Annotated in this window: 21 protein-coding genes and 1 pseudogene; 10 read left to right on the top strand and 12 right to left on the bottom strand. The window is 60.8% G+C overall.

Features of this window, described 5'->3' with window-relative positions; genetic code table 11:
* Nucleotides 1-21 precede the first annotated feature (21 nt).
* The gene (locus tag CFE50_RS17490; RefSeq protein WP_241810281.1) at nt 22-585 is read left to right on the top strand and encodes a fasciclin domain-containing protein; all 564 of its coding nucleotides are present in this window, start codon (nt 22-24) and stop codon (nt 583-585) included.
* 92 nt (nt 586-677) lie between these two features.
* On the opposite strand, the gene CFE50_RS17485 is transcribed toward CFE50_RS17490, so the two are convergent.
* Entirely contained in the window at nt 678-1,580 is a 903-nt protein-coding gene (locus CFE50_RS17485) for a LysR family transcriptional regulator (protein ID WP_286736361.1), read from the bottom strand.
* Nucleotides 1,581-1,700: 120 nt separating this feature from the next.
* Here CFE50_RS17485 and CFE50_RS17480 point away from each other — a divergent pair, with 120 nt between their 5' ends.
* The gene (locus CFE50_RS17480; RefSeq protein WP_286736360.1) at nt 1,701-2,798 is read left to right on the top strand and encodes an oxidoreductase; all 1,098 of its coding nucleotides are present in this window, start codon (nt 1,701-1,703) and stop codon (nt 2,796-2,798) included.
* A gap of 22 nt (nt 2,799-2,820) precedes the next feature.
* Here the strand turns inward: CFE50_RS17480 and CFE50_RS22895 are convergent, their stop codons facing one another.
* Entirely contained in the window at nt 2,821-2,982 is a 162-nt protein-coding gene (locus CFE50_RS22895; RefSeq protein ID WP_502694713.1) for an integrase core domain-containing protein, read from the bottom strand.
* Nucleotides 2,967-3,230 (bottom strand): annotated as a pseudogene (locus tag CFE50_RS22890) (leucine zipper domain-containing protein); the annotation flags it as partial. The pseudogene CFE50_RS22890 and the gene CFE50_RS22895, both read right to left, overlap by 16 nt.
* A gap of 1,113 nt (nt 3,231-4,343) precedes the next feature.
* Between CFE50_RS22890 and CFE50_RS17470 the strand changes: the two are divergent.
* The 4 genes from CFE50_RS17470 (at nt 4,344) to tal (ending at nt 8,580) form a co-directional block, all read left to right on the top strand.
* Nucleotides 4,344-5,882 (top strand): GGDEF domain-containing protein, encoded by a 1,539-nt coding sequence (locus tag CFE50_RS17470; protein ID WP_286736359.1) that lies wholly within the window; start codon nt 4,344-4,346, stop codon nt 5,880-5,882.
* Between the two features lie 203 nt (nt 5,883-6,085).
* Nucleotides 6,086-6,559, top strand: a complete 474-nt coding sequence (locus CFE50_RS17465) for a hypothetical protein (RefSeq protein WP_353744009.1) — start codon at nt 6,086-6,088, stop codon at nt 6,557-6,559.
* Nucleotides 6,560-6,595: 36 nt separating this feature from the next.
* A complete protein-coding gene (gene dusA / locus CFE50_RS17460) occupies nt 6,596-7,606 on the top strand; it encodes a tRNA dihydrouridine(20/20a) synthase DusA (protein ID WP_286736357.1) in 1,011 nt (336 codons plus the stop codon).
* Between the two features lie 47 nt (nt 7,607-7,653).
* Nucleotides 7,654-8,580 carry a transaldolase gene (tal, locus tag CFE50_RS17455; protein WP_027599427.1) on the top strand — a complete coding sequence of 309 codons (927 nt, stop codon included), beginning with the start codon at nt 7,654-7,656 and terminating at the stop codon, nt 8,578-8,580.
* A 12-nt stretch (nt 8,581-8,592) separates the two neighbouring features.
* On the opposite strand, the gene rssC is transcribed toward tal, so the two are convergent.
* Nucleotides 8,593-9,075: an anti-sigma factor antagonist RssC gene (rssC, locus tag CFE50_RS17450; RefSeq protein WP_007158388.1), complete on the bottom strand. Its 483-nt coding sequence runs from the start codon at nt 9,073-9,075 to the stop codon at nt 8,593-8,595.
* Nucleotides 9,072-10,256 carry a two-component system response regulator RssB gene (rssB, locus tag CFE50_RS17445; RefSeq protein WP_133861614.1) on the bottom strand — a complete coding sequence of 395 codons (1,185 nt, stop codon included), beginning with the start codon at nt 10,254-10,256 and terminating at the stop codon, nt 9,072-9,074. Before rssB ends, rssC begins: the two co-directional genes overlap by 4 nt.
* 204 nt (nt 10,257-10,460) lie before the next feature.
* Between rssB and CFE50_RS17440 the strand changes: the two genes are divergently transcribed.
* Nucleotides 10,461-10,760 carry a PilZ domain-containing protein gene (locus tag CFE50_RS17440; protein WP_286736351.1) on the top strand — a complete coding sequence of 100 codons (300 nt, stop codon included), beginning with the start codon at nt 10,461-10,463 and terminating at the stop codon, nt 10,758-10,760.
* Between the two features lie 69 nt (nt 10,761-10,829).
* On the opposite strand, the gene CFE50_RS17435 is transcribed toward CFE50_RS17440, so the two are convergent.
* The gene (locus CFE50_RS17435; protein ID WP_376781520.1) at nt 10,830-11,456 is read right to left on the bottom strand and encodes an MlaA family lipoprotein; all 627 of its coding nucleotides are present in this window, start codon (nt 11,454-11,456) and stop codon (nt 10,830-10,832) included.
* Between the two features lie 217 nt (nt 11,457-11,673).
* Here CFE50_RS17435 and CFE50_RS17430 point away from each other — a divergent pair, with 217 nt between their 5' ends.
* Nucleotides 11,674-11,943 (top strand): DUF4404 family protein, encoded by a 270-nt coding sequence (locus tag CFE50_RS17430; protein WP_007158392.1) that lies wholly within the window; start codon nt 11,674-11,676, stop codon nt 11,941-11,943.
* Here the strand turns inward: CFE50_RS17430 and queF are convergent, their stop codons facing one another.
* The 3 genes from queF to CFE50_RS17415 are packed head-to-tail and all read right to left on the bottom strand — an operon-like array spanning nt 11,944 to nt 14,493.
* Nucleotides 11,944-12,771 (bottom strand): NADPH-dependent 7-cyano-7-deazaguanine reductase QueF, encoded by an 828-nt coding sequence (gene queF, locus CFE50_RS17425; protein ID WP_286736349.1) that lies wholly within the window; start codon nt 12,769-12,771, stop codon nt 11,944-11,946. It lies immediately after the preceding gene.
* 13 nt (nt 12,772-12,784) lie between these two features.
* Complete coding sequence (locus tag CFE50_RS17420) at nt 12,785-13,564, bottom strand: ABC transporter permease (RefSeq protein WP_007158394.1); 780 nt, start codon at nt 13,562-13,564, stop codon at nt 12,785-12,787.
* Nucleotides 13,561-14,493, bottom strand: coding sequence for an ABC transporter ATP-binding protein (locus CFE50_RS17415; RefSeq protein WP_027599434.1), 933 nt, complete (start codon nt 14,491-14,493; stop codon nt 13,561-13,563). Before CFE50_RS17415 ends, CFE50_RS17420 begins: the two co-directional genes overlap by 4 nt.
* A 142-nt stretch (nt 14,494-14,635) precedes the next feature.
* On the opposite strand from CFE50_RS17415, the gene CFE50_RS17410 reads away from it, so the two are divergent.
* Nucleotides 14,636-15,046, top strand: a complete 411-nt coding sequence (locus CFE50_RS17410) for a PA2817 family protein (protein WP_286736345.1) — start codon at nt 14,636-14,638, stop codon at nt 15,044-15,046.
* A gap of 60 nt (nt 15,047-15,106) precedes the next feature.
* Here the strand turns inward: CFE50_RS17410 and nfuA are convergent, their stop codons facing one another.
* The 3 genes from nfuA to CFE50_RS17395 form a co-directional block, all read right to left on the bottom strand.
* Entirely contained in the window at nt 15,107-15,691 is a 585-nt protein-coding gene (gene nfuA, locus CFE50_RS17405) for a Fe-S biogenesis protein NfuA (protein ID WP_286736343.1), read from the bottom strand.
* A gap of 81 nt (nt 15,692-15,772) precedes the next feature.
* Nucleotides 15,773-16,738: a sensor domain-containing diguanylate cyclase gene (locus tag CFE50_RS17400; protein WP_286736342.1), complete on the bottom strand. Its 966-nt coding sequence runs from the start codon at nt 16,736-16,738 to the stop codon at nt 15,773-15,775.
* A 2-nt stretch (nt 16,739-16,740) separates the two neighbouring features.
* Nucleotides 16,741-17,742 carry a response regulator gene (locus CFE50_RS17395; protein ID WP_286736339.1) on the bottom strand — a complete coding sequence of 334 codons (1,002 nt, stop codon included), beginning with the start codon at nt 17,740-17,742 and terminating at the stop codon, nt 16,741-16,743.
* 227 nt (nt 17,743-17,969) lie between these two features.
* Here CFE50_RS17395 and metH point away from each other — a divergent pair, with 227 nt between their 5' ends.
* On the top strand, nt 17,970-21,686 hold the full coding sequence (gene metH, locus CFE50_RS17390) for a methionine synthase (RefSeq protein ID WP_286736336.1): 3,717 nt from the start codon (nt 17,970-17,972) through the stop codon (nt 21,684-21,686).
* The last annotated feature ends 2 nt before the right edge of the window (nt 21,687-21,688 follow it).

Genomic DNA, 21,688 nt, shown 5'->3' with positions numbered 1-21,688 from the left:
GAAGAACTCAGGAGACGCACCATGCACACCTTGCTCAAGCGCATCGCCATCGTAGCCAGTCTCGCGATCCTAGGTGCCACCGCCCCGCTCAGCTTCGCCGCCGATACCGTCATGGTCGGTGGGGCGCCCATGTACCCGTCCAAGACCATCGTCGAGAACGCGGTCAATTCCAAGGACCACACCACGCTGGTGGCTGCGGTCAAGGCGGCCGGTCTGGTCGACACCCTCAACGGCAGCGGCCCCTTCACCGTCTTCGCCCCGACCAACGAAGCCTTCGCCAAGCTGCCGGCCGGCACCGTCGATACCCTGGTCAAGCCCGAGCACAAGGCCGACCTGACCAAGATCCTGACCTACCACGTGGTACCCGGCACCCACACCGCCAAACAATTGATGGCCGAGGCCAAGATGCATGGCGGCATGACCAGGCTGAAAACCGTTCAGGGCGAAGACCTCACCGTGAAGCTGCATGACGGCAAACTCTGGTTGGTCGACGCCAAGGGCGGCAAGGCCGCCGTCACCATCGCCGACGTGATGCAGTCCAACGGCGTGATCCACGTGGTCGATACCGTGCTGATGCCTAAGTAGCGGGCAGGCGGCGTGCGGACACCGCTGAGGGGTGTCCGCCTCTCCTTCCTATCGATCCGCGTGGCAGTTGGTTTCTGCGTAACCTCTGGGCTTCAGCCAGGGGAAGCATCATCGCCCCCCGAACCGTTCAGGGATGCTTCCAGCCGTTCCAGGAACGCATGGACACGTTGTGGCACCTGGCGCCGGGTTGGGAATACCGCGCTGATGAAGAGTGGCTCCGGCGTGGCGTCCGCCAGTTCTATCAGCTGCAGGCTGTTGCTCTCGATATCGTCGCGCACGTCCCAGTAGGTCAGCAGTGCGATCCCCAGTCCCAACTTGCTGGCGGTGCGCACGGCTTCGACGCTATTGGCCGCGAAAGGACTCTGGCCCTTGAAGCCGACCGGTTCTTCATCACGCACGAAGGGCCAGTGCGGCATACCGTGGAGGGCTATGCAGCGATGTCCGCGCAAGTCGTCGAGCACCGTGGGCACACCCTGCTGCGCCAGATAACCCGGGCTTGCGCAGAGCACGCGCGGATTGGGGGCAAGTGGACGTGCGACCAATTCGGAATCGCGCAGTGTGGCAATGCGGATAGCGACATCGATCCCCAGGCTCACGATATCGACGATGCTGTCCGACAAGACCAGATCGATCTGCAGCCTGGGGTGATCTGCCAGTAACTGCGGGATCAGCGGCATGATCACCGTCTGGCCGAACACAGTGGGCGCAGTCAGCTTCAGGATGCCGCTGGCGGTTCCCGCGCTCGCCTTGAGAGTGACCTTTGCCGCCTCGCTGGTGTCGAGAAGCGTTTGGGCAAAGGGCAGGAAAGCTTCGCCCTCGGCGGTCAGCGAAACGGATCGCGTCGTGCGCTGCACCATTCGCACCCCTAGCTCAGCCTCCAGCGCTGCCAACCGCCGGGAGACCGTCATGGGGGCTACGCCCAACCGCCGCGCTGCCCCGGATAGGCTTTCGCTCTCGGCAATGGCAGCAAACACCTCCACATCCGATATCTGCATTGTCATATCTCTTTCGGTTAAAGCGGCTTATCCGTCCCTTCGCATTCCAACCGCCAGTCGGGCTCCCTAAACTCGAGTTCAACCCAGATTTGGCGGCACCTGACTGAGAGGACATCGACGATGCTCAATCCGCAAATCCTAACGCCCTTCGATATCAAAGACCGGTCGCTCCGGAACCGCCTGGCGGTCGCTCCCATGACGCGTGTCAGCGCAACCGAAACGGGACAGGCGACTGACAACATGGCCCGGTACTACGAGCGCTTTGCCCGCGGCGGCTTCGGTCTGGTGATTACCGAAGGGGCCTATACCGATCAGAAGCACTCCCAGGGTTATCCCTTCCAACCGGGTGTGACCGATGAACAGCAGGCTCAGGCCTGGCGATCCGTGACGGATCGCATCCATGCTCACCAGGGCATGGTCTTCGTGCAACTCATGCACGCCGGGGCTCTCAGCCAGGGCAATCGCTTCGTGGACGCTTCGATAGCGCCTTCGGCAGTACGTCCCAAAGGCGAACAGATGAAGTTCTATTTCGGAGCCGGTCAGTATCCTGTACCGCGCGCCATGACGGACGAAGACATCGCGGACGCCGTTGCCGGGTTCGCGCACGCGGCCAGGTTGAGCATTCGGTCCGCGGGCTTCGATGGCATCGAAATCCACGGTGCAAACGGGTACTTGCTTGATCAGTTCCTCACGGACTACACGAACCAGCGGAGCGACCGTTGGGGAGGCACCGTGGGAGATCGCCTGCAACTGACCCTCGCCGTCATCAAGGCCGTAAAGGAAGCCGTTGGGGAGGCACCTATTGGGGTCCGAATCTCGCAGGGCAAGGTCAACGACTACGCGCACAAGTGGGCTGAGGGAGAACAGGCTGCGGAAACCATCTTCGGATCGCTCAACGACGCCGGCGTGGACGTTATCCACGTCACCGAACATGACGCCTTGAAACCCGCCTTTACCGCGGGCGGCGCCAGCCTGCTGTCCCTGGCCCGTCGCTACGCCCCCGGGGTGACGATGATTGCAAATGGTGGGTTGAATACCCCAGAGCAGGCCGCCCGCGCCCTGGAACAAGGCGCGGACATCATCGCCATAGGCAAGGCCTCGCTGGCGAATCCCGATTTGCCTGAGCGATTTGCCCATTCAGCGACCTTGAACGACTTCGATCCATCGATCCTGGGGCCTATTGCCAATATCAAGGACCGTGAACTTACCCAGGGCTAGGTGTGTAAACCCAGTACGTTATTCAGTGGCACGGAGCGCGACTGATTGGTGGTTGGTAGTTGAGGCTGGAATGTGGCCTGTGCCAGTTGTAGTGATGCAGCCACGCGGGTAAGTGCCGGGCGCGTTGCTCGGAGCTGTCGTAGCAGCGTGCATAGGCCCACTCTGTTGATAGGTATGGCGAGATCGGCGTAGCTGGATCAACTGTGCGACCCGATCATCCGGTGTCTCATGCGGGCATGAATGCGGACGTGATGAGCGATCCATCAAACCGGACTCGCCCTCCTCACGAAAACGCCTGAGCCATTTGTAAGCCGTGCGAACACTAATTCCCGCCGCTTGTGCCGCATCCTCGGCACGCAGCCCTGTGAGCATGCGCTGGACGAGAAGGGCTCGACCTCGAGGGGTAAGACGGGCATGTTCATGCAGGTTCATCCGGGGCTCCTGGAAGGCTGTGTTGGTTGCGCTTCCAGAATTCCGGGAATGCCCCGGATGAACAACCTACTGAGAGATCACAGCTAGCTCTCGCCACTTCTGCAGCAGCTCAATAGGCACGGCCGGGCCCAACTGGTCCGCAATGCTGCCCAGCAGCTGCAGATCCGCGATCAGGTGAACCCGGATGGTTCACCCTATGAACCCCGCAAACTGCGGGATTTTCCTGGAAAAGGGCCCGTATCAAGCGACGCATGTTCGAGAAACTGGTAATGGCCCGATATCTAAACGCCAAGAGATCGCCACAGCAAATGGTGATCGGCTTCGCCAGCCGTGTGTCCCGAATCATCCAAAGTCACCCGTTCGGGCTGAAAGACAGAGCCGAACGCCACGCCCTCAAATTACGCTACCTTTCCGAGAACTGATCGGTCTGCCAAAGCGAGACACCAACGGCTTGCACGATCTTAAAATTACAGAAATTTAAAAATAGCGCCCATATATATTCATTCAAATTTAGATTGAAGATAACCACGAAACTTAATAGCCACAGTAAGGCAAAGGACATGGAGCTTAATATTTTTGTTTTACCATTCAGGCATCATAAAACTGAAAGCAAAATGAAAGCTTAGTGAATCCGCAATATAGTATTACTTTAATAACAGTTTTCTTGCGGAATCGATTCATCATTAGGCAATCATTAATGATATTTATTACGTTTTCGACCATTCAGTCACGCAGCCAATAATTGTGACGCAAATCTCATAACTGAGATTGCAATTTAACCTCCTATCATCAGGATACGGCGCACAAATTTTACTCCCCGCGTCTAGGACAGCCATGACAGATAGGAAGGTAGTGAGCTTGCTCGATCGGATGGTAGAGATGGAAACCAACAACCACATGAGCATGCTTGAGTGGGCGGATCGTGACTCGGCCTTCAGAAGAAAGCTAATACTCGCGCTGGAAACCAGAATAAATCTGAAGTTACATCAGCTCGGCGACTCAGTACTACTGGAATGGGCAAAGGCAAGAGAGCTATGTGACTTGCCAATTGAAAGATTTAACGATAGCGAAAGCTAACGGGTGCTTTTACAATCCATTCTAGAGTGAATATCGATGCCTTTCCTATCTGATAGCTTTGAATCAAAGCCGGAAAAAACACCCACCGAAACCTTCATAGCGTCACTGACCGTCTTCTTGGTGACGTTTCTTGTTCTACTTTTTATGAGCCACCAGATAGAAAAAAAATCAAAGTCTTTTATTGATTTCAGTTTCAAGATGCTCGCTGATGAAAGAATGGGAAAAATTAAAACGAGATTTGCTTCAGAGCTCACCAGAGTAACAAGCACAAAACGTTTTATCGAAAACTCAGACAATACCACACCGGCTGAATTCGGCGGATTTGTGTCTCCATTCAGCCAGTACGGCGGCGTGTTTTTATTCGTAAAAAAAACAGACAAGGATGTCAGGTCATCAAAGTCTACGCCAGAGACTAACATCGAATCCACAGGATTTGACTACGCACAATATATTCGACAGCCGATTCGGGGCAATACTAAATACGGCAACGATAGCTCGTTCAAGGTTATTTATTCACCGACAGGCTTCTCGAAAATCCATAAGGGACTAGAGTTTGCGTACCCGTCGCCTTTGGCAGCTAGCTTTGTCGATGCAGCCTCATCTCCATCAACGCTAGTATCGCCACCCATTCAGCTTGGAAACGGTAGCCCATTAGTTTTCTTTGTGGCTGCTATAGACTGCCCAATAGAATCCTGCAATCAGAAAACCGCGTTTGTTGCTTCAGCCATTGCATTTTCCGACCTTGTCGAAGCTGACATTCCTGCCTCCAGCGCTAGTCAAATATCAGTGACACTGGACTACATCGATAAAAACGGAAATACCGTCACGGTCTATGAAAACGGTATTTCACCATCGACATCTGAAAACTTACAGCAATCGCAGATAATAATAACTGAAGGCTTTCAATACAAAATAACTGCTACCGCTTCCGACGCCTTCGTGCTCACCCAAGGCGAGGAATACAAAAATTCTTATCAAATCACTCTTAGCCTTGTAGTCAGCACCTTATTAGCGCTTATGTTCTACTTACTATCCAACCAGACCAGAAGAACATCCAAGCTGATTTGGGAGAAAACTCGCGAACTTGAAACCCTAAATAGAACAGATGCGTTGACCGGAATTCGCAACAGACGCTATTTTGACGAAGCCATTGAAAGACTTATCGATTCCATCCACCCAATCTTCATCAAACATGGACTTATAGCCCTCGACGTAGACAACTTCAAAAAAATCAACGACAACTTTGGCCATAACAATGGGGACGTCGTACTTTCTGAAATATCCAAGGTCATATCTAACAACCTCAGAGTGAAAGATTCCTTCTGCCGAGTTGGAGGCGAAGAATTCTTCATAATCTGCCCAGACACTGGCGTCATAGGATGCATGGTGCTGGCCGAAAAGCTCAGGCAGGCAGTGGAAAGCCATACGTTCCCTATCGAAACCTTCGTAACCATCAGCTTAGGGATAACAGAATTCACCCATGGCGAATCTGTCAAGGTTATTACAGACCGAGCTGACAAGGCCCTCTACCGAGCCAAGACAGCAGGAAGAAATAGAGTCGAAGTCCATATCTAGTGCAAGTGAATGAGTAGAATAACTCTTTACATAGCTTAGAGGGTGCCTGACCTTTGAAGGGTTCTCATACTTAGTGCATGACCAATCTCGCCGCCCTCTCCTGCCTCACCGAGAACCTGACCTGCCTCGGCATAACCGCCGAAGTCGACGGAAGCGGTCTCAAATACAAGCATCCTGCCCGCGTCCGCGTTTAGAGCGGCACCCTGCTGACCAGTTGGCTGCCTCGGTCCACCCTACACACTGGAACTATCCGCGACTGGGATCCGCTCACCGTGAACGAACAGGTCCTGATCCTCGGCCCCAGCGGCCAGACCGCTCAAGGCATTGCCCTAACCGGCCTGTACAGTGCTCTCATTCCGGTCAACGGTGATCGCGGCGGCCTGCACCGCGGCAACTACCTGGACAGAGCCGTCGTCGAAGTCGTGCTGCTAGAAATTTGGGGCTTTCATCGCATTAGTCGCTTCAGCTGTACGCTACAGAAGCTGGGACGCTCGCCGCTCGATCAGAAACCCGGGATTCTTGCTAGACTGTTTCCCTCTCGCGGCGCAGTCGGATCAGGGCATAAACATTCACGCCCTGGCGCTTTCTCGCCGTGCCATCCTTCCCGTCTGCCACCGAGCGCAACACGTTTTTTCCGAGTGCTTAAATTCAGCCCTGAGCTAGGAAAAACACGCTAAAACCGGGTAGAACAGTGCTACAAACGAAGTTTCCGAATGCTAGCTGAAACCGCCTCAAACCCAGCAACCACGCGCCCTGAGCCGTCCCGCCGCTTTTCCGTGGCGCCCATGATGGATTGGACGGATCGTCACTGCCGCTATTTCCACCGCCTGCTGTCCCAGCATGCCCTGCTCTATACCGAGATGGTCACCACCGGCGCCCTGCTGCATGGCGATGCCCAGCGGTTCCTGCGCCATGACGAGACCGAACATCCCCTGGCGCTGCAGCTGGGCGGCAGCGTGCCGGCCGAGCTGGCCGCCGCGGCGCGGCTGGGTGAGCAGGCGGAGTATGACGAGATCAACCTGAACGTCGGCTGCCCCAGTGACCGGGTGCAGAACAACATGATCGGCGCCTGCCTGATGGCCTATCCCGAGCGGGTGGCCGACAGCGTCAAGGCGATGCGCGATGCCGTGGCCATCCCGGTGACGGTCAAGCACCGCATCGGCATCTCCGGGCGGGACAGCTACGAGGCCCTGCGGGATTTCGTCGGCCAGGTCGCCGAGGCCGGTTGCCGCAGCTTCACCGTGCATGCGCGCATCGCCATCCTCGAAGGGCTGTCGCCCAAGCAGAATCGAGAGATCCCGCCGCTGCGCTACGATGTGGCCGCGCAGCTGGTGCAGGATTTTCCGGATCTCGAGTTCATCCTGAATGGCGGCATCAAGACCCTGGACACCTGCCGCGAGCAGCTGGAGGTGTTCGACGGGGTGATGCTGGGTCGCGAGGCCTATCAGAATCCCTATCTGCTGGCCGAGGTGGACGCGGCGCTCTACGGCTGCGACCGTCCGCAACAGACCCGCCATGACGTCATGCTGCAACTGCGGCCCTATGTCGAGGCGCATCTGCAACAGGGTGGTCTCATCCACCACGTCACCCGCCATATCCTGGGTCTGGCGCAGGGGTTTCCCGGCGCGCGGCGCTTCCGTCAACTGCTGTCCACCGATCTGCATCGCAGCCCTGAACCGCTGCGCCTGTATGACGAGGCCACTGAACTTCTCAGGGGCCACTGAGTCACGTCTCCACGATGTCCATTCGCTAACCGAAGGAAAGACCTGCCATGAGCAAGCTGGAACAACTCAAGCAATACACCACGGTCGTCGCCGATACCGGCGATCTGGACGCCATCGCCCGCCTCAAGCCGTACGACGCCACCACCAACCCCTCGCTGCTGCTCAAGGCCGCTGCCCTGCCCCGCTACGAAGAACACCTGCAGGCCGCCTTCAGCGGCGCCAATGGTGACATCGGCCTGGCCTGCGATCGCTTCGCCGTGGCCGTCGGTGGCGAGATTCTCAAGCTGATCCCCGGTCGCATCTCCACTGAGGTGGACGCGCGCCTGTCCTTCGACACCAGCGCCACCCTGGATCGCGCCCACCGCCTGATCGAGCTGTACGAGAAGGCCGGCATCGGCAAGGACCGCGTGCTGATCAAGATCGCCTCCACCTGGGAAGGCATCCGTGCCGCCGAGCAACTGGAAAAGGAAGGTATCCAGACCAACCTGACCCTGCTGTTCTCCTTTGCCCAAGCCGCCGCCTGCGCCGACGCCGGCGTATTCCTGATCTCGCCCTTCGTCGGTCGCATCTACGACTGGTACAAGAAGGCCGAAGGCCGTGACTACGAAGGCGCCGAAGATCCGGGCGTGAAGTCCGTGACCCGCATCTACCAGTACTACAAGGCCAATGGCTACGACACCGTGGTGATGGGTGCCAGCTTCCGCAACCTGAACCAGATCGAGCAACTGGCCGGCTGCGACCGCCTGACCATCAGCCCCGAACTGCTGCAGCAGCTGTCGGAAGCCCAGGGCGACCTGCCGCGCGTGCTGACCGCCGACAGCAAGGGTGGTGAGCCCAAGCAGCAGCTAAACGAGGCGGCCTTCCGCTGGGCGCACAACGAAGACGCCATGGCCACCGAAAAGCTGGCCGAAGGCATTCGCCAGTTCGCGCGCGATCAGGAAAAGCTGGAAGTGCTGCTGCCCGGCAAGCGCTAAGCGCTGACGCGGTCAGTGCCTTTCGAGGGCACTGACCAGATCACGAAAGGCATTGCGGTTGGATTCATTGAGGCCCATCAACACCCGATGGGCTTCAAGCACGCGACTGCGCACCTCGGCTTCGGACTGGTCCTGCGGTGGCAGGTCGGTCAGGCAATCCGGGCACGGCAGTACGGTCTCGACGATATTGAACACCTGATCGAAACCCATGGAATCCAGCAGGCGCAGGATGTCCGGGTTGTTGGTGGTCAGCATGGGCAGCAGCCCGATGCGCTGCCGCGACAGGATCGACAGCTTGGCCAAGAGGCCCAGGGTGGTGCTGTCGATGCTCTGCGTCTCGGTCAGATCGATGACGATGGACGAGAAATTCAACGACGAGAAGATGTGCTCGATGGTCGCGTCCAGCGCCGAGCAGAGGGTCAGACGCACCTCGCCGGTAAACTTCAGGACGAAGGTGCCATCCTGCTCGGCAAATTGGATTTTTCCGGTGCTCATGCCAGGTTCCTGCTCAACACCAGCAAAGCGATATCGTCGGGCATCTCGGTGACGGATGCCAGATCCAGGGCTTCGCTCAGGCCTGCCAGTGTACCGCCGGCGCGGCGGACGTAGTCGGGCAAGCTGTGTTCTTTCTCTTTCAAATTGTCTCCCGGCAGCAGATCGAAGATGCCATCCGAAAAGAGGGTCAGGCTGAAACGCTCGGGCAGATCCATCTGGTGGTCATTGTAGGTCGCCTCCTGGAACAGGCCGACCGGCAGCCCCTTGCCGACCAGGAACCGCGTTTCTTCCGGGGTATGCAGGACCGGCAAGGGCAGATGGCCACCGATGCTGTACGCCAGGGTACCCGTGGTTTCGTCGATGACGCCACCCAGCATGGTCACGTGCTTGCCCAATTTGCAATCCAGTAGACCCCTGTTGATGTGACCGAGCACATCCGAGGGCTTGAATTCGGGCAGGGTGCCGTTGCGCTTGGACTCGTAGAGCAGGCGCGTGGTCATGAACTTGAGTAGCACGGTGACGAAGGCCGAGGACGCGCCATGGCCGGAGACGTCGGCCAGGTAAAAGGCGACGCGGTGTTCGTCGATGCGAAAGTAGTCGACGAAATCACCGGACAGATACAGCGACGGGATGATCTCGTGGGCGAAGTTCAGCCCCTCGGTTTCCCAGGGCGTCACCGGCAGCATGTTCATCTGCACGTGGCGTCCGGCGTTCTGGTCTTCCTGCAACAGGCTCAGGCTGGCCTGCAGCTCGCGATTGGTGTTTTCCAGCTTGACCCGGTAGCGATCGTTTTCCAGGCGCAGGCGGGCGCGATCCAGGGCCCGGTTGACCGAGTGCTCGAGCACCATCAGGTCTTCCAGCGGCTTGATCAGGTAATCGGCGGCGCCCAGGCGCAGGGCTTCCACGACGTCGCTCATGACGCCGGCACCGGACAGCACCAGCACCGGCGTATCGATGGACAGCTCGCTGATGCGGCGCAGCAGCGTCAGCCCGTCGACCTGCGGCATGCGCAGGTCGCAGATGATGAGGTCGGGCTGTTCGCGCTCGAATATTTCCAGGCCCTGCTGGCCATTGCTGGCCTGCAGGACATTGAAACCACTGTCTTCGAGATAGTCGGCGAGACTGAGGCGAACCACCTCGTCATCGTCAATGATCAAGAGCGTGGCAGGCGAATTAGACATAGAGGATCCAGGCATGCACCCGAACGGCAAACCGGCGGACAGGATCCGACACGGGCCACGGTGATTACGACACGGCGGAGACACTACTCCCATCCACCGGGGCGTTCAAGCTTGCCAACCGGATGGAATTTCTTTACAGGGTGCCTTTATGGAGTTTATACCTCCAACAAACCGCCATCCATCCTCCCAAGCAGTAGGATTGCTATGAGTACCATCGACCGTTCTTACAGTGAAAAGCGCGATTTCATTCGCATGCACGTCGACTCCAAGGCCGTATTGAAGATCGGCGACGCCTCCTTCGAGGCGCGCTGCGTCGATCTGTCCAGCACCGGTTTCCAGATCGAGGCCGCCACCCGCCTGCAGGTCGGCGACAAGGTGACCGTGCTCATCCCCTCCAGCCATGCCGAACTCCCAGGCCTGGAAGCGGACGCCGAGGTCCTGCGGGTCCAGGCCATCGAGTCGGGCAAGCAGCTGCTGGGCCTGTCGGTGCTGGAAATGCGCTAGGCGCCCTGGCCACTAAAATCTGGCCACAAAAAAGGCAGCCCTCTGGCTGCCTTTTCATTGGGGCCGGGACTAGAAGTCGTCGACCACCTGGCCGTCCTTGACCTTGAACTCTCGGGTCTGCAGGTAGGCGTTGCGAATGAACACGTACTTGTCGCCGGTGATCAGGCGCTCGGCCTGCAGCAGACCGGCCCGGGTGTCGACGGTGCTGAGGGCGAAGGCGCTGTTGCGCACGGCGACATCGTCCACATAGGGATAGGCGCTGGTGTAGCTGTCCGGGATGCGACCGAGGCCGTCACGCACGCTGCTGGGGCCGAAGAACGGCAGCACCAGGTAGGGGCCGCTGCTTGCACCCCACTTGCCCAGGGTCTGGCCAAAGTCTTCGTCGTTGCGCTGCAGGCCGGCCTTGGTGGCCACGTCGACCAAGCCAAGACCACCCAGGGTGGTGTTCATCAGCAGGCGCGCGGTATCGACCCCGGCATGCTCGACCTTGCCTTGCAGCAGATCGTTGGCCAGGTTGCGCACGTCACCCAGGTTGTTAAAGAAGTTGCTCACGCCGGTCTGCACGAAGCCGGGCGTGAAACGCTGATAGCCCTGGGCGACCGGCTTGAGGGCATAGGTGTCCAGGGTATCGTTGAACACGAAGATCTTGCGGTTGAAGCCTTCCCAGGGATCGGGATTCTCGGCTTCGGCCGCCATCGCCTGACCGGCAAACGTCAGGGCCGTTGCAAGGAGCGCTCCCCAGACCCTGGAACCACGTCGCTCGACCGTCATCGCTTCTCTCCTCGTTGCACTCAGACGCCTGAAAGGCGCCGATTATAGTCATAGCTTTGCCAGTTTGGCTTAGGGCCAGGCGCAGTCACTCGATCTTTGACCCAACGTTGCGGTCAAAGAGTCCGGACACAGGAGAAACGCCATGACCACCTCTCATCTGCAGGAACAACTCGACCACCTCCGCCACCAGCTGGACCAGGATCCGCCCGCCTCGCCCGAGGACCGGGAAGAGCTGGAACTGCTGATCCGGGACATCGAATTCCAGCTGGCGAACGAAGACGCCACCCATACCCGGGATGGCAGCCTGGTGGAAGGCGTCAATCTGGCGGTGGAGCGCTTCGAGGTCAGTCACCCGACCATGGCCGGCACGCTCCGCTCGATCATGAACAGCCTGAGCAGCATGGGCATCTGATCACTGCCGGACGTAACGCTCCGCGGCGGGCTGGATGGCGTCACTGCTTCGGTAGGGATTGATGTCCAGCCCGCCACGCCGCACATAGCGGGCGAACACGGTCAGCTTCGCCGGCTTTAGCAGCCGCCACAGATCCAGATAGATGCGCTCGACGCACTGCTCGTGGAAATCCGCATGCTGGCGGAAGGCGACCAGGTAGCGCAGCAGGCTGGCAGGCTCCAGCGCCGACCCCTCTTCGTACTCGATCACCACGGTGCCCCAGTCCGGCTGGCCGGTGACCGGGCAGTTCGACTTGAGCAGGTGGCTGTATAACCTCTGACTATTCCGGGCTTCACCCACGCTCAGCAGTTCAGGCTGCGGGTGGGCGTAGCGATCCAGGCTGATATCCAGCTCATCGACGCACTGGCCATCGGGACGCTGCACACCGCGGGCCGCCCAGTCGTCCAGCGACACCAAGCTGACACCGACGGTACCGCCCGCCGCAGCGCTCAGGTCCTTGACCAGCACGGCTTCGACGTCGGCCAGGCTGGCGAACGCCGACTGGTTCAGAGAATTGAGGTAGAGCTTGAAGGACTTGGATTCGATGATGTTCGGCGAGTCGGCGGGGATGGAGAATTCGCCGATGGCTACCACCGGTTTGCCGGACGGCAGCAGCCAGGACAGCTCGTAGCAGGTCCAAACGTCCACGCCGCGAAACGGCAGGTCCTGCCCGTCCAGGCCCAGCTCCGCCCACTTGGGCGCGCGCGGGATCGGATACAGCAGCTCCGGGGCGTACTGGCTGATGTACTCGGTGCTTTTGCCCAGGGGCGATTGTTCTACGCTATGCATGACGCTCACACACTCAATGACGCATGCCGCGCCCGCTCACGAGCAGACGGATGCTGACCAGATAAAGCACGACCACGGCGAACAGCATGAAGGCGATCGCCACCCCGATGCGGATGTCGGACACCCCGAGGATGCCGTAGCGGAAGGCGTTGACCATGTGCAGGATCGGATTGACCAGAGACACCTTCTGCCAGAAGGCCGGCAGCAGGTCGATGGAATAGAAGACCCCGCCCAGGTAGGTCAGGGGCGTCAGCACGAAGGTCGGCACGATGGAGATGTCGTCGAAGTTGCGCGCGTAGACGGCGTTGATGAAGCCGCCCAGGGCGAAGATCGCCGCGGTGAGGATGATCACCAGCAGCATGATGCCCAGGTGATGCACCTGCATGTGGGTAAAGAACAGCGACAGCACGCTGACGATGGCGGCCACGGCCAGGCCACGCAGGATGCCGCCCATGGCATAGCCGATGAGGATGACGTGGGGCGACACCGGCGAGACCAGCAGTTCTTCCACCGAGCGCTGAAACTTGCTGCTGAAGAAGCTGGAGACCACGTTGCTGTAGGCGTTGGTGATCACCGACATCATGATCAGGCCCGGCACGATGTACTGCATGTAGGTGAAGCCACCCATGCCGCCGATGCGATTGCCGATCAGGTTACCGAAGATCACGAAGTACAGGACCATGGTGATCGCCGGGGGCAGCAGCGTCTGCGCCCAGATGCGGGTGAAGCGGCGGACTTCGCGATGGACGATGGTCCGCAGCGCCACCAGATTGGCTTGGAATTCGGTACTCATCGGGCGACCTTGGCTAGATTCTTTTCCACCAGGGAGACAAACAGCTCCTCCAGGCGATTGGCTTTGTTTCTCAGGCTCTGCACCTGGATGCCGGCGGCGTCCAGCTGGCGGAACAGGGCATTGACCCCGCTGGCCTTGTCGATGGCCACCTCGAAGGAGTGATCGCCCAGCAGCCGGGTCGGATAGCCTTCCAGTTGCGGCGCCGCCGTCAGCGGCTGGACCACGTCGACGATGAAGGTCTCGACATTCAGCTTTTGCAGCAGCTTGCGCATGCTGGTGTGCTCGACCAGCTCGCCATGGTCGATGATGGCGATGTTGCGGCAGAGCTGTTCGGCCTCTTCGAGATAGTGGGTGGTGAGGATGATGCTGGTCCCTTGCCCGTTCAGCTCGGTGAGGAAATTCCACATGGAGCGGCGCAACTCGATGTCCACGCCGGCGGTGGGTTCGTCGAGGATCAGCAGGCGCGGCTTGTGGATCAGGGCGCGAGCGATCATCAGGCGCCGCTTCATGCCGCCGGAGAGCATGCGCGAGGGGGTATCACGCTTGTCCCACAGGCCGAGCTGGGTCAGGTACTCCTCGGCCCGCTCGCCGGCGATCCGCGCCGGGATGCCGTAGTAGCCCGCCTGGGTCACCAGGATGTCGAAGGCCTTCTCGAACTGGTTGAAGTTGAATTCCTGGGGCACCACGCCGAGGCAGCGCTTGAGGCCCGCCGGATCCTTGTCCAGGTCGTTGCCGAACACCGAGACCTCGCCGCCGGACTTGTTGACCAGGGTCGAGAGGATGCCGATGGTGGTCGACTTGCCCGCTCCGTTGGGACCGAGCAGCGCGAAGAAATCACCTTCGACCACGTCGAGGTCGATGCCCTTGAGCGCGGTGAAGCCGTTGTTGTAGGTCTTGGTCAGACCGCGAATGGAGAGAGCTAGACTCATGTGCCTCCCGGCAAGAACTGATTCGCAAAGAAAAGTGCTACTTCCTATAACCCCGGCAGAGGGCAAAGGTTCGATCCTAGTCGAACCAGACAACGTCGGACAGTGCCCCTATACTGCGCAGCCGCTTTTTCAGGAGACACCCATGGCCACTTCCTATCTCGCCCACCACGTTGCCCTCCTCGCCCAGCTGCGTGCGGTCCTGGTCGACGTCGGCGCGGCCGAGCAGGTGCCCTCGGAGAACCACGCGCTGTTCCTCGACCGCTTCGACGAACTGGTCGCCGGCCTGCCCCAGGCGCCCGAAGAGTACGCCTATCTCGGCCAGGACCTGCTCAGCCAGATCTTCAGCCGCTATCCGCAGATCGCCCACCGGGTACCGCGCGACCTGCTGTGGTTCTTTGGCGGCGATTGCCTGCACTTCATGCCGGACGAAGAGCTGGCGCTCTACCAGCGACTGGACGAGCGTCGCCACGAAGCGGAATCCCGTGGCGAGGCCTTCGACTGGGCGCAGGAACAGCGCCTGATGGCCCTGCCGGACGACGCCGCGCGCCACTGAAACGCCGAAGGGCTATCGCATCGGTCGATAGCCCTTCTTACGCACACGAACGCGCCAGCTCTAGTAGTAGGCGTTTTCGCGGTTGGTGTGGTCGGTGACGTCGCGCACGGCGGTGAGCTCGGGGATCCGTTCCAGCAGGGTGCGCTCGACGCCGTCCTTGAGGGTCAGATCGACCTGACCACAGCCCTGACAGCCGCCGCCGAAACGCAGCACGGCGACGTTGTCGTCGACGATGTCCACCAGGCTGACCATGCCACCGTGGCTGGCGAGCCCCGGATTGATCTCGGTCTGCAGGTAGTAGTCGACGCGCTCGTTGAGCGGGCTGTCCTCGTTGACCATGGGCACCTTGGCGTTGGGCGCCTTGATGGTCAGCTGGCCGCCCATGCGGTCGGTGGCGTAGTCCACCAGGGCGTCTTCTAGGAAGGGCTGGCTGATGGCATCGAGATAGGCGGTAAAGCTCTTCAGCCCGATGGGCTGGTCATCGGGCTTTTCTTCGCCGGGCTTGCAATAGGCGATGCAGGTCTCGGCGTACTGGGTGCCGGGCTGGGTAATGAAGATCCGGATACCGATCCCGGGGGTGTTCTGCTTTTCCAACAGGTCGGCCAGGTAATCCTGAGCCGCGTCGGTAATGGTGATGGCGCTCATGGTCACTCCTCAACAGGTGTGACAAGTTTACGCCACCCCACCCCTCGACGAAAGCCCTAGTGAAACAGTCGGATAATCGTCTCAATCGAGCCGCTGCACGAAGCTGGTCACCCGGTTGCGCCCATTGTGCTTGGACTCGTACAGGGCCTTGTCCGCCTGCTGGATCATCTGCTCGTGATTGCCCAGGGGCACCGACAGATCGGTGATGCCGACGCTGATGGTGAAGGCGATGGGCGTGCCCAGCACGTCGAGCCGCATGGCCTCGACCGCCTCGCGCAGGCGTTCGGCGAGCAACCGGGCGCCTTCCACCGCCGTGTCCAGCAGCACTACGCCGAATTCCTCGCCGCCATAGCGCCCGGCGATGTCGGCATTGCGCACATGGGTCTTGATGATCCCGGCGAGGGCCTTGATCGCCTGATCACCCACGGCATGACCATAGGTGTCGTTGATGCGCTTGAAATGATCGATGTCGAGCATCATCAGCGCCAGGCGACCGCCATAGCGCTGGTGCCGGGCAAATTCCTCGGTGAGGCGCTCTTCCCAGTAACCGCGATTGGCCAGACCGGTCAGGCGATCGGTGCGCGACAGTTCCTGCAGCTTGTCATTGGAGAGTTCCAGTTGCCGCTTGTTGATGGCGACATCGGTGACGTCGTAGATCACCACGCAGATGTGGGCGATGGCCCCGGTGGAATCCCGCAGCGGCAGCAGGGTGACGTTCTGGTACATGAAGGCTTCCACGCCGGTGATCGGCTGGTAGCTCTTGAAGTGGACCAGATAGGGCCGCTGTTCCCAGATGGAAAAGGCCCGGGTACCCAGCAGCACCACGCTCTCGGCCTTGGCGCGAAACCAGGCCTCGTCGATTTCGGCGAAGACGGCGAACAGCGACTGCTGGCTGACCTCGCTGAGGATCCGCCCGGAATGGTTTTCCATGAAGCTGTTCCAGACCTCGATGCGATAGTCGAGGTCCAGCACCACCACGCCGACATCGATGTTCTGCACGATGTCCAGCAGCCAGTGGAGTTCGTTGATATCGATCTGTGCCGCCATGCTCAACTCATCAGGTAGCCGATCTTGCGGGTGATGCGCTTCACCGAATCCTCGGTGAACAGCAGCAGCAGATCGAAGTGGACGTTATGGCCTTCCAGGCTGTAGCTGAGTTCGACCGCCAGGGTCTTCTTCCAGCGGGTCTTGTTGACGACGATGAGTTCGTCGATGGACGCATGGTGGCCGAGGATGGTCGGATGGCCCTGGGAAAAGCGGATGTCGAACTGCTCGGCGATGCCGGCCAGGCAGGCGCCGATGATGATGCTCGACAGATCCCGCAGCATCTCGATGTCACCGGACTCCCCTGCCTCGCGCCAGCGCACCAGCTTGGCCATGTCGTCGAATTCGGAGTCGTGGAAGATCAGCAGCGCCTCGCCGGCGATGCCCTCGCCGATATAGCCCTGGCAGACCGCACTGAGGCGATCCTCGCGCTGGGCATCCACCAGCGTCATGTGCAGCTCGCTGACTTCCAGGATGTTGACGTTGGGAATCGGCAGCTGGACGAAGACATCCAGCGCCTTGGCCAGCAGCGCGCCGGCGCGCCCCATGGAGACGTTGACCACCTCGCGGAAGGCGTCGCGGAAGCTCACCTCCAGCTCGGGGCGCGCGACCGGTTCCGGCAGCGCCGCAGGGCTGGGGCTATAGAGGCCATGGCGTTCGAGTACCGCGGCCAGTTCGGCGGGATCGGCCGGCTTGCGCAGGAAGTCCAGGGCGCCCAGTTCGCGCACCCGGGCCACCGCCTGGTCCTGGACGTCGCCGGAGACGACGATCACCTTGACCGCCAGGCCTTCGTTGCGAATGGCCGCCAGGGTGCCATAGCCGTCCAGGATCGGCATGGTCAGGTCCAGCAGCATCACCTGGCCCAGCCCCTGGCGCAGCGCCGTGAGGGCTTCCTCGCCGTTGGTGGCCTGGGTGATGGATACCGCCCAACCTTCGGGCAGGGCGCGAACCAGCTGCTTGCGCGCCATGTTTGAGTCGTCGCATATCACCAGAGGAATCACGGCCACCTTCCATGACACTGTTTTGACGCACAGTAAACGTCGGTCAATTGCCAGTAAAGCAGCACTTGAAAGGCTTGCCCACCAAACGCGCTAGATCGTCAGACGTTTTCGCCATGAAAGACTCGCCGGCCCTGCATGAGCGCTGTTCATCATGGAGCGTCGCCAACACCGGGCCAGGCGTCGGCTTTTGCTATGCTGCCACCCTTTGTCCAGCGTCTCTTCATCTCTGTGGAATGCCCATGACCGATCGCAGCTCTCGCCTCGCCGCCCTCCGCCACGCTCTCGCGCAGCGCATTCTCATCCTCGACGGCGGCATGGGCACCATGATCCAGAGCTATCGGCTGGAGGAAGCGGACTATCGTGGCGAGCGTTTCGCCGACTGGCCGAGCGACGTCAAAGGCAACAACGACCTGCTGCTGCTGACTCAGCCGAAGATCATCGCCGAGATCGAAAAGGCCTACCTGGATGCCGGCGCGGACATCCTGGAAACCAACACCTTCAATGCCACCCGGGTATCCCAGGCCGACTACGGCATGGAGGCCATCACCTATGAGCTGAACCTGGCCGGCGCCCGGGTCGCCCGCGAGGTGGCCGACGCCAAGACCCTGGAGACCCCGGATCGTCCGCGTTTCGTCGCCGGGGTGCTCGGCCCGACCAGTCGGACCTGCTCCATCTCTCCGGACGTCAACAACCCCGGCTATCGCAATGTCACCTTCGACGAACTGGTGGAGAACTACACCGAGGCCACCCGCGGCCTGATCGAAGGGGGCGCCGACCTCATTCTGATCGAGACCATCTTCGACACCCTCAACGCCAAGGCGGCGATCTTCGCGGTCCAGGGCGTGTTCGAGGAGGTTGGCGTCGAGTTGCCGATCATGATTTCCGGCACCATCACCGACGCCTCCGGCCGTACCCTGTCGGGCCAGACCACCGAAGCCTTCTGGAACTCGGTACGCCACGCCAACCCGATTTCCGTCGGTCTCAACTGCGCCCTGGGGGCCAAGGAGCTGCGGCCCTACGTCGAGGAACTGGCGACCAAGGCCGACACCTTCGTCTCCGCCCACCCCAACGCCGGCCTGCCCAATGCCTTCGGCGAATACGACGAAAGCCCCGCGCAGATGGCGGCGGTGGTCGAGGAATTCGCCGCCAGCGGCCTGCTCAACATCGTCGGTGGCTGCTGCGGTACCACCCCGGCGCATATCCAGGCCATCGCCGAGGCGGTCGCCAAGCATCCGCCGCGCCAGCTGCCCGAGATTCCCAAGGCCTGCCGTCTCTCCGGCCTCGAGCCCTTCACCATCAGCCGCGACTCGCTGTTCGTCAACGTCGGCGAGCGCACCAACATCACCGGCTCGGCCAAGTTCGCCCGGCTGATCCGCGAAGAGAACTATGCCGAGGCCCTGGAAGTGGCCCAGCAGCAGGTGGAAGCCGGCGCCCAGGTCATCGACATCAACATGGACGAGGGCATGCTGGATTCGAAGGCGGCCATGGTCACCTTCCTCAACCTGATTGCTTCCGAGCCGGACATCTCCCGGGTGCCGATCATGATCGACTCTTCCAAGTGGGAGGTGATCGAGGCCGGTCTCAAGTGCATCCAGGGCAAGGGCATCGTCAACTCCATCTCCATGAAGGAAGGCGTCGAGGCCTTCATCCACCACGCCAAGCTGTGCAAGAGATACGGCGCGGCGGTGGTGGTCATGGCCTTCGACGAAGACGGCCAGGCCGACACCGAGGCGCGCAAGAACGAGATCTGCGCGCGCTCCTACGACATCCTGGTCAACCAGGTCGGCTTCCCGCCGGAAGACATCATCTTCGACCCCAACATCTTCGCCGTGGCGACCGGGATCGAGGAGCACAACAACTACGCGGTCGACTTCATCAACGCCTGCGCCTTCATCCGCGACAACCTGCCCTACGCCCTGACCTCGGGTGGCGTGTCCAACGTCTCCTTCTCTTTCCGCGGCAACAACCCGGTGCGCGAGGCCATCCACTCGGTTTTCCTCTACCACGCCATCCAGAACGGCCTGACCATGGGCATCGTCAACGCCGGCCAGCTGGAGATCTATGACGAGATCCCGGCCGCCCTGCGCGAGCGGGTCGAGGACGTGGTGCTCAACCGCACCCCGGCCGGCACCGATGCCCTGCTGGCCATCGCCGACGACTACAAGGGCGGCGGCGCGGTCAAGGAAGCCGAGACCGAGGAATGGCGTGGCCTGCCGGTGGACAAGCGGCTGGAGCACGCCCTGGTCAAGGGCATCACCACCTATATCGTCGAGGACACCGAGGAGTGCCGCCAGCAGTGCGCGCGGCCCATCGAGGTCATCGAAGGCCCGCTGATGAGCGGCATGAACGTGGTCGGCGACCTGTTCGGCTCGGGCAAGATGTTCCTGCCCCAGGTGGTCAAGTCCGCCCGGGTGATGAAGCAGGCGGTGGCCCACCTGATCCCCTTCATCGAGGCGGAAAAGGGCGACAAGCCCGAGGCCAAGGGCAAGATCCTCATGGCCACGGTCAAGGGCGACGTCCACGACATCGGCAAGAACATCGTCGGCGTGGTCCTGGGTTGCAACGGCTACGACATCGTCGACCTGGGCGTCATGGTCCCGGCGGAAAAGATCCTGCAGACCGCCATCGCCGAGAAGTGCGACATCATCGGCCTGTCCGGCCTGATCACTCCCTCGCTGGACGAGATGGTCCACGTCGCCAAGGAGATGCAGCGCCAAGGCTTCACCCTGCCCTTGATGATCGGTGGCGCCACCACCTCCAAGGCCCATACCGCGGTCAAGATCGAGCCGCAGTACAAGAACGATGCCGTGGTCTACGTCACCGACGCCTCGCGCGCCGTGGGCGTAGCTACTCAGCTGCTGTCCAAGGAACTCAAGGCCGGCTTCGTCGAGCGCACCCGCGCCGACTACGTCGAGGTCCGCGAGCGCACCGCCAATCGCAGCGCCCGCACCGAACGCCTGTCCTATGCCAAGGCAGTGGCCAACAAGCCCACCTTCAACTGGCTCGGCTATCAGGCGCCCACGCCCAGCTTCACCGGCACCCGGGTGCTGGAGGACATCGACCTGGCAGTCCTGGCCGAGTACATCGACTGGACGCCCTTCTTCATCTCCTGGGACCTGGCCGGCAAGTACCCGCGCATCCTCACCGACGAGGTGGTGGGGGAAGCGGCCACCGCGCTGTTCCACGACGCCCAGGCCATGCTCAGGAAGCTGATCGACGAGAAGCTGATCAAGGCCCGCGCCGTGTTCGGCTTCTGGCCGGCCAACCAGGTGCGCGACGACGACCTGGAAGTCTATGGCGAGGACGGCCAGCCGCTAGCCACCCTGCACCACCTGCGCCAGCAGACCATCAAGCCCGAAGGCAAGCCCAACCTGTCCCTGGCCGACTTCGTCGCACCCAAGGAAACCGGCGTCACCGACTACATGGGCGGCTTCATCGTCACCGCCGGCATCGGCGCCGAGGAGCTGGCCAAGGACTACGAGCGCAAGGGCGACGACTACAACTCCATCATGGTCAAGGCCCTGGCCGATCGTCTCGCCGAAGCCTGTGCCGAGTGGCTGCACGAGCGGGTGCGCAAGGAGCACTGGGGCTATGCCGCGGACGAGACCCTGGACAACGAGGCGCTGATCCGCGAGCAGTATAAGGGCATCCGCCCTGCCCCCGGCTATCCGGCCTGCCCCGACCATACCGAGAAGGCTACCCTCTTCGCCCTGCTCGATCCCGAGGCGCGCTTCAACGAGGCGGGCCGTAGCGGCGTCTTCCTCACCGAGCACTACGCCATGTTCCCGGCGGCCGCCGTCAGTGGCTGGTACTTCGCCCATCCCGACGCCCAGTACTTCGCCGTGGGCAAGATCGACCGGGATCAGGTGGACAGCTACACCGAGCGCAAGGGTCAGGAGCTGGCGGTGACGGAGCGCTGGCTGGCGCCGAATCTGGGGTACGACAACTAGCC

The sequence above is a fragment of the Pseudomonas sp. PGPPP4 genome (assembly GCF_002256045.1).
Lineage (GTDB): Bacteria > Pseudomonadota > Gammaproteobacteria > Pseudomonadales > Pseudomonadaceae > Chryseomonas > Chryseomonas oryzihabitans.
Note: the sequence above shows the minus strand (reverse complement) of the source record. Positions and strands in the feature narration are given on the sequence as shown.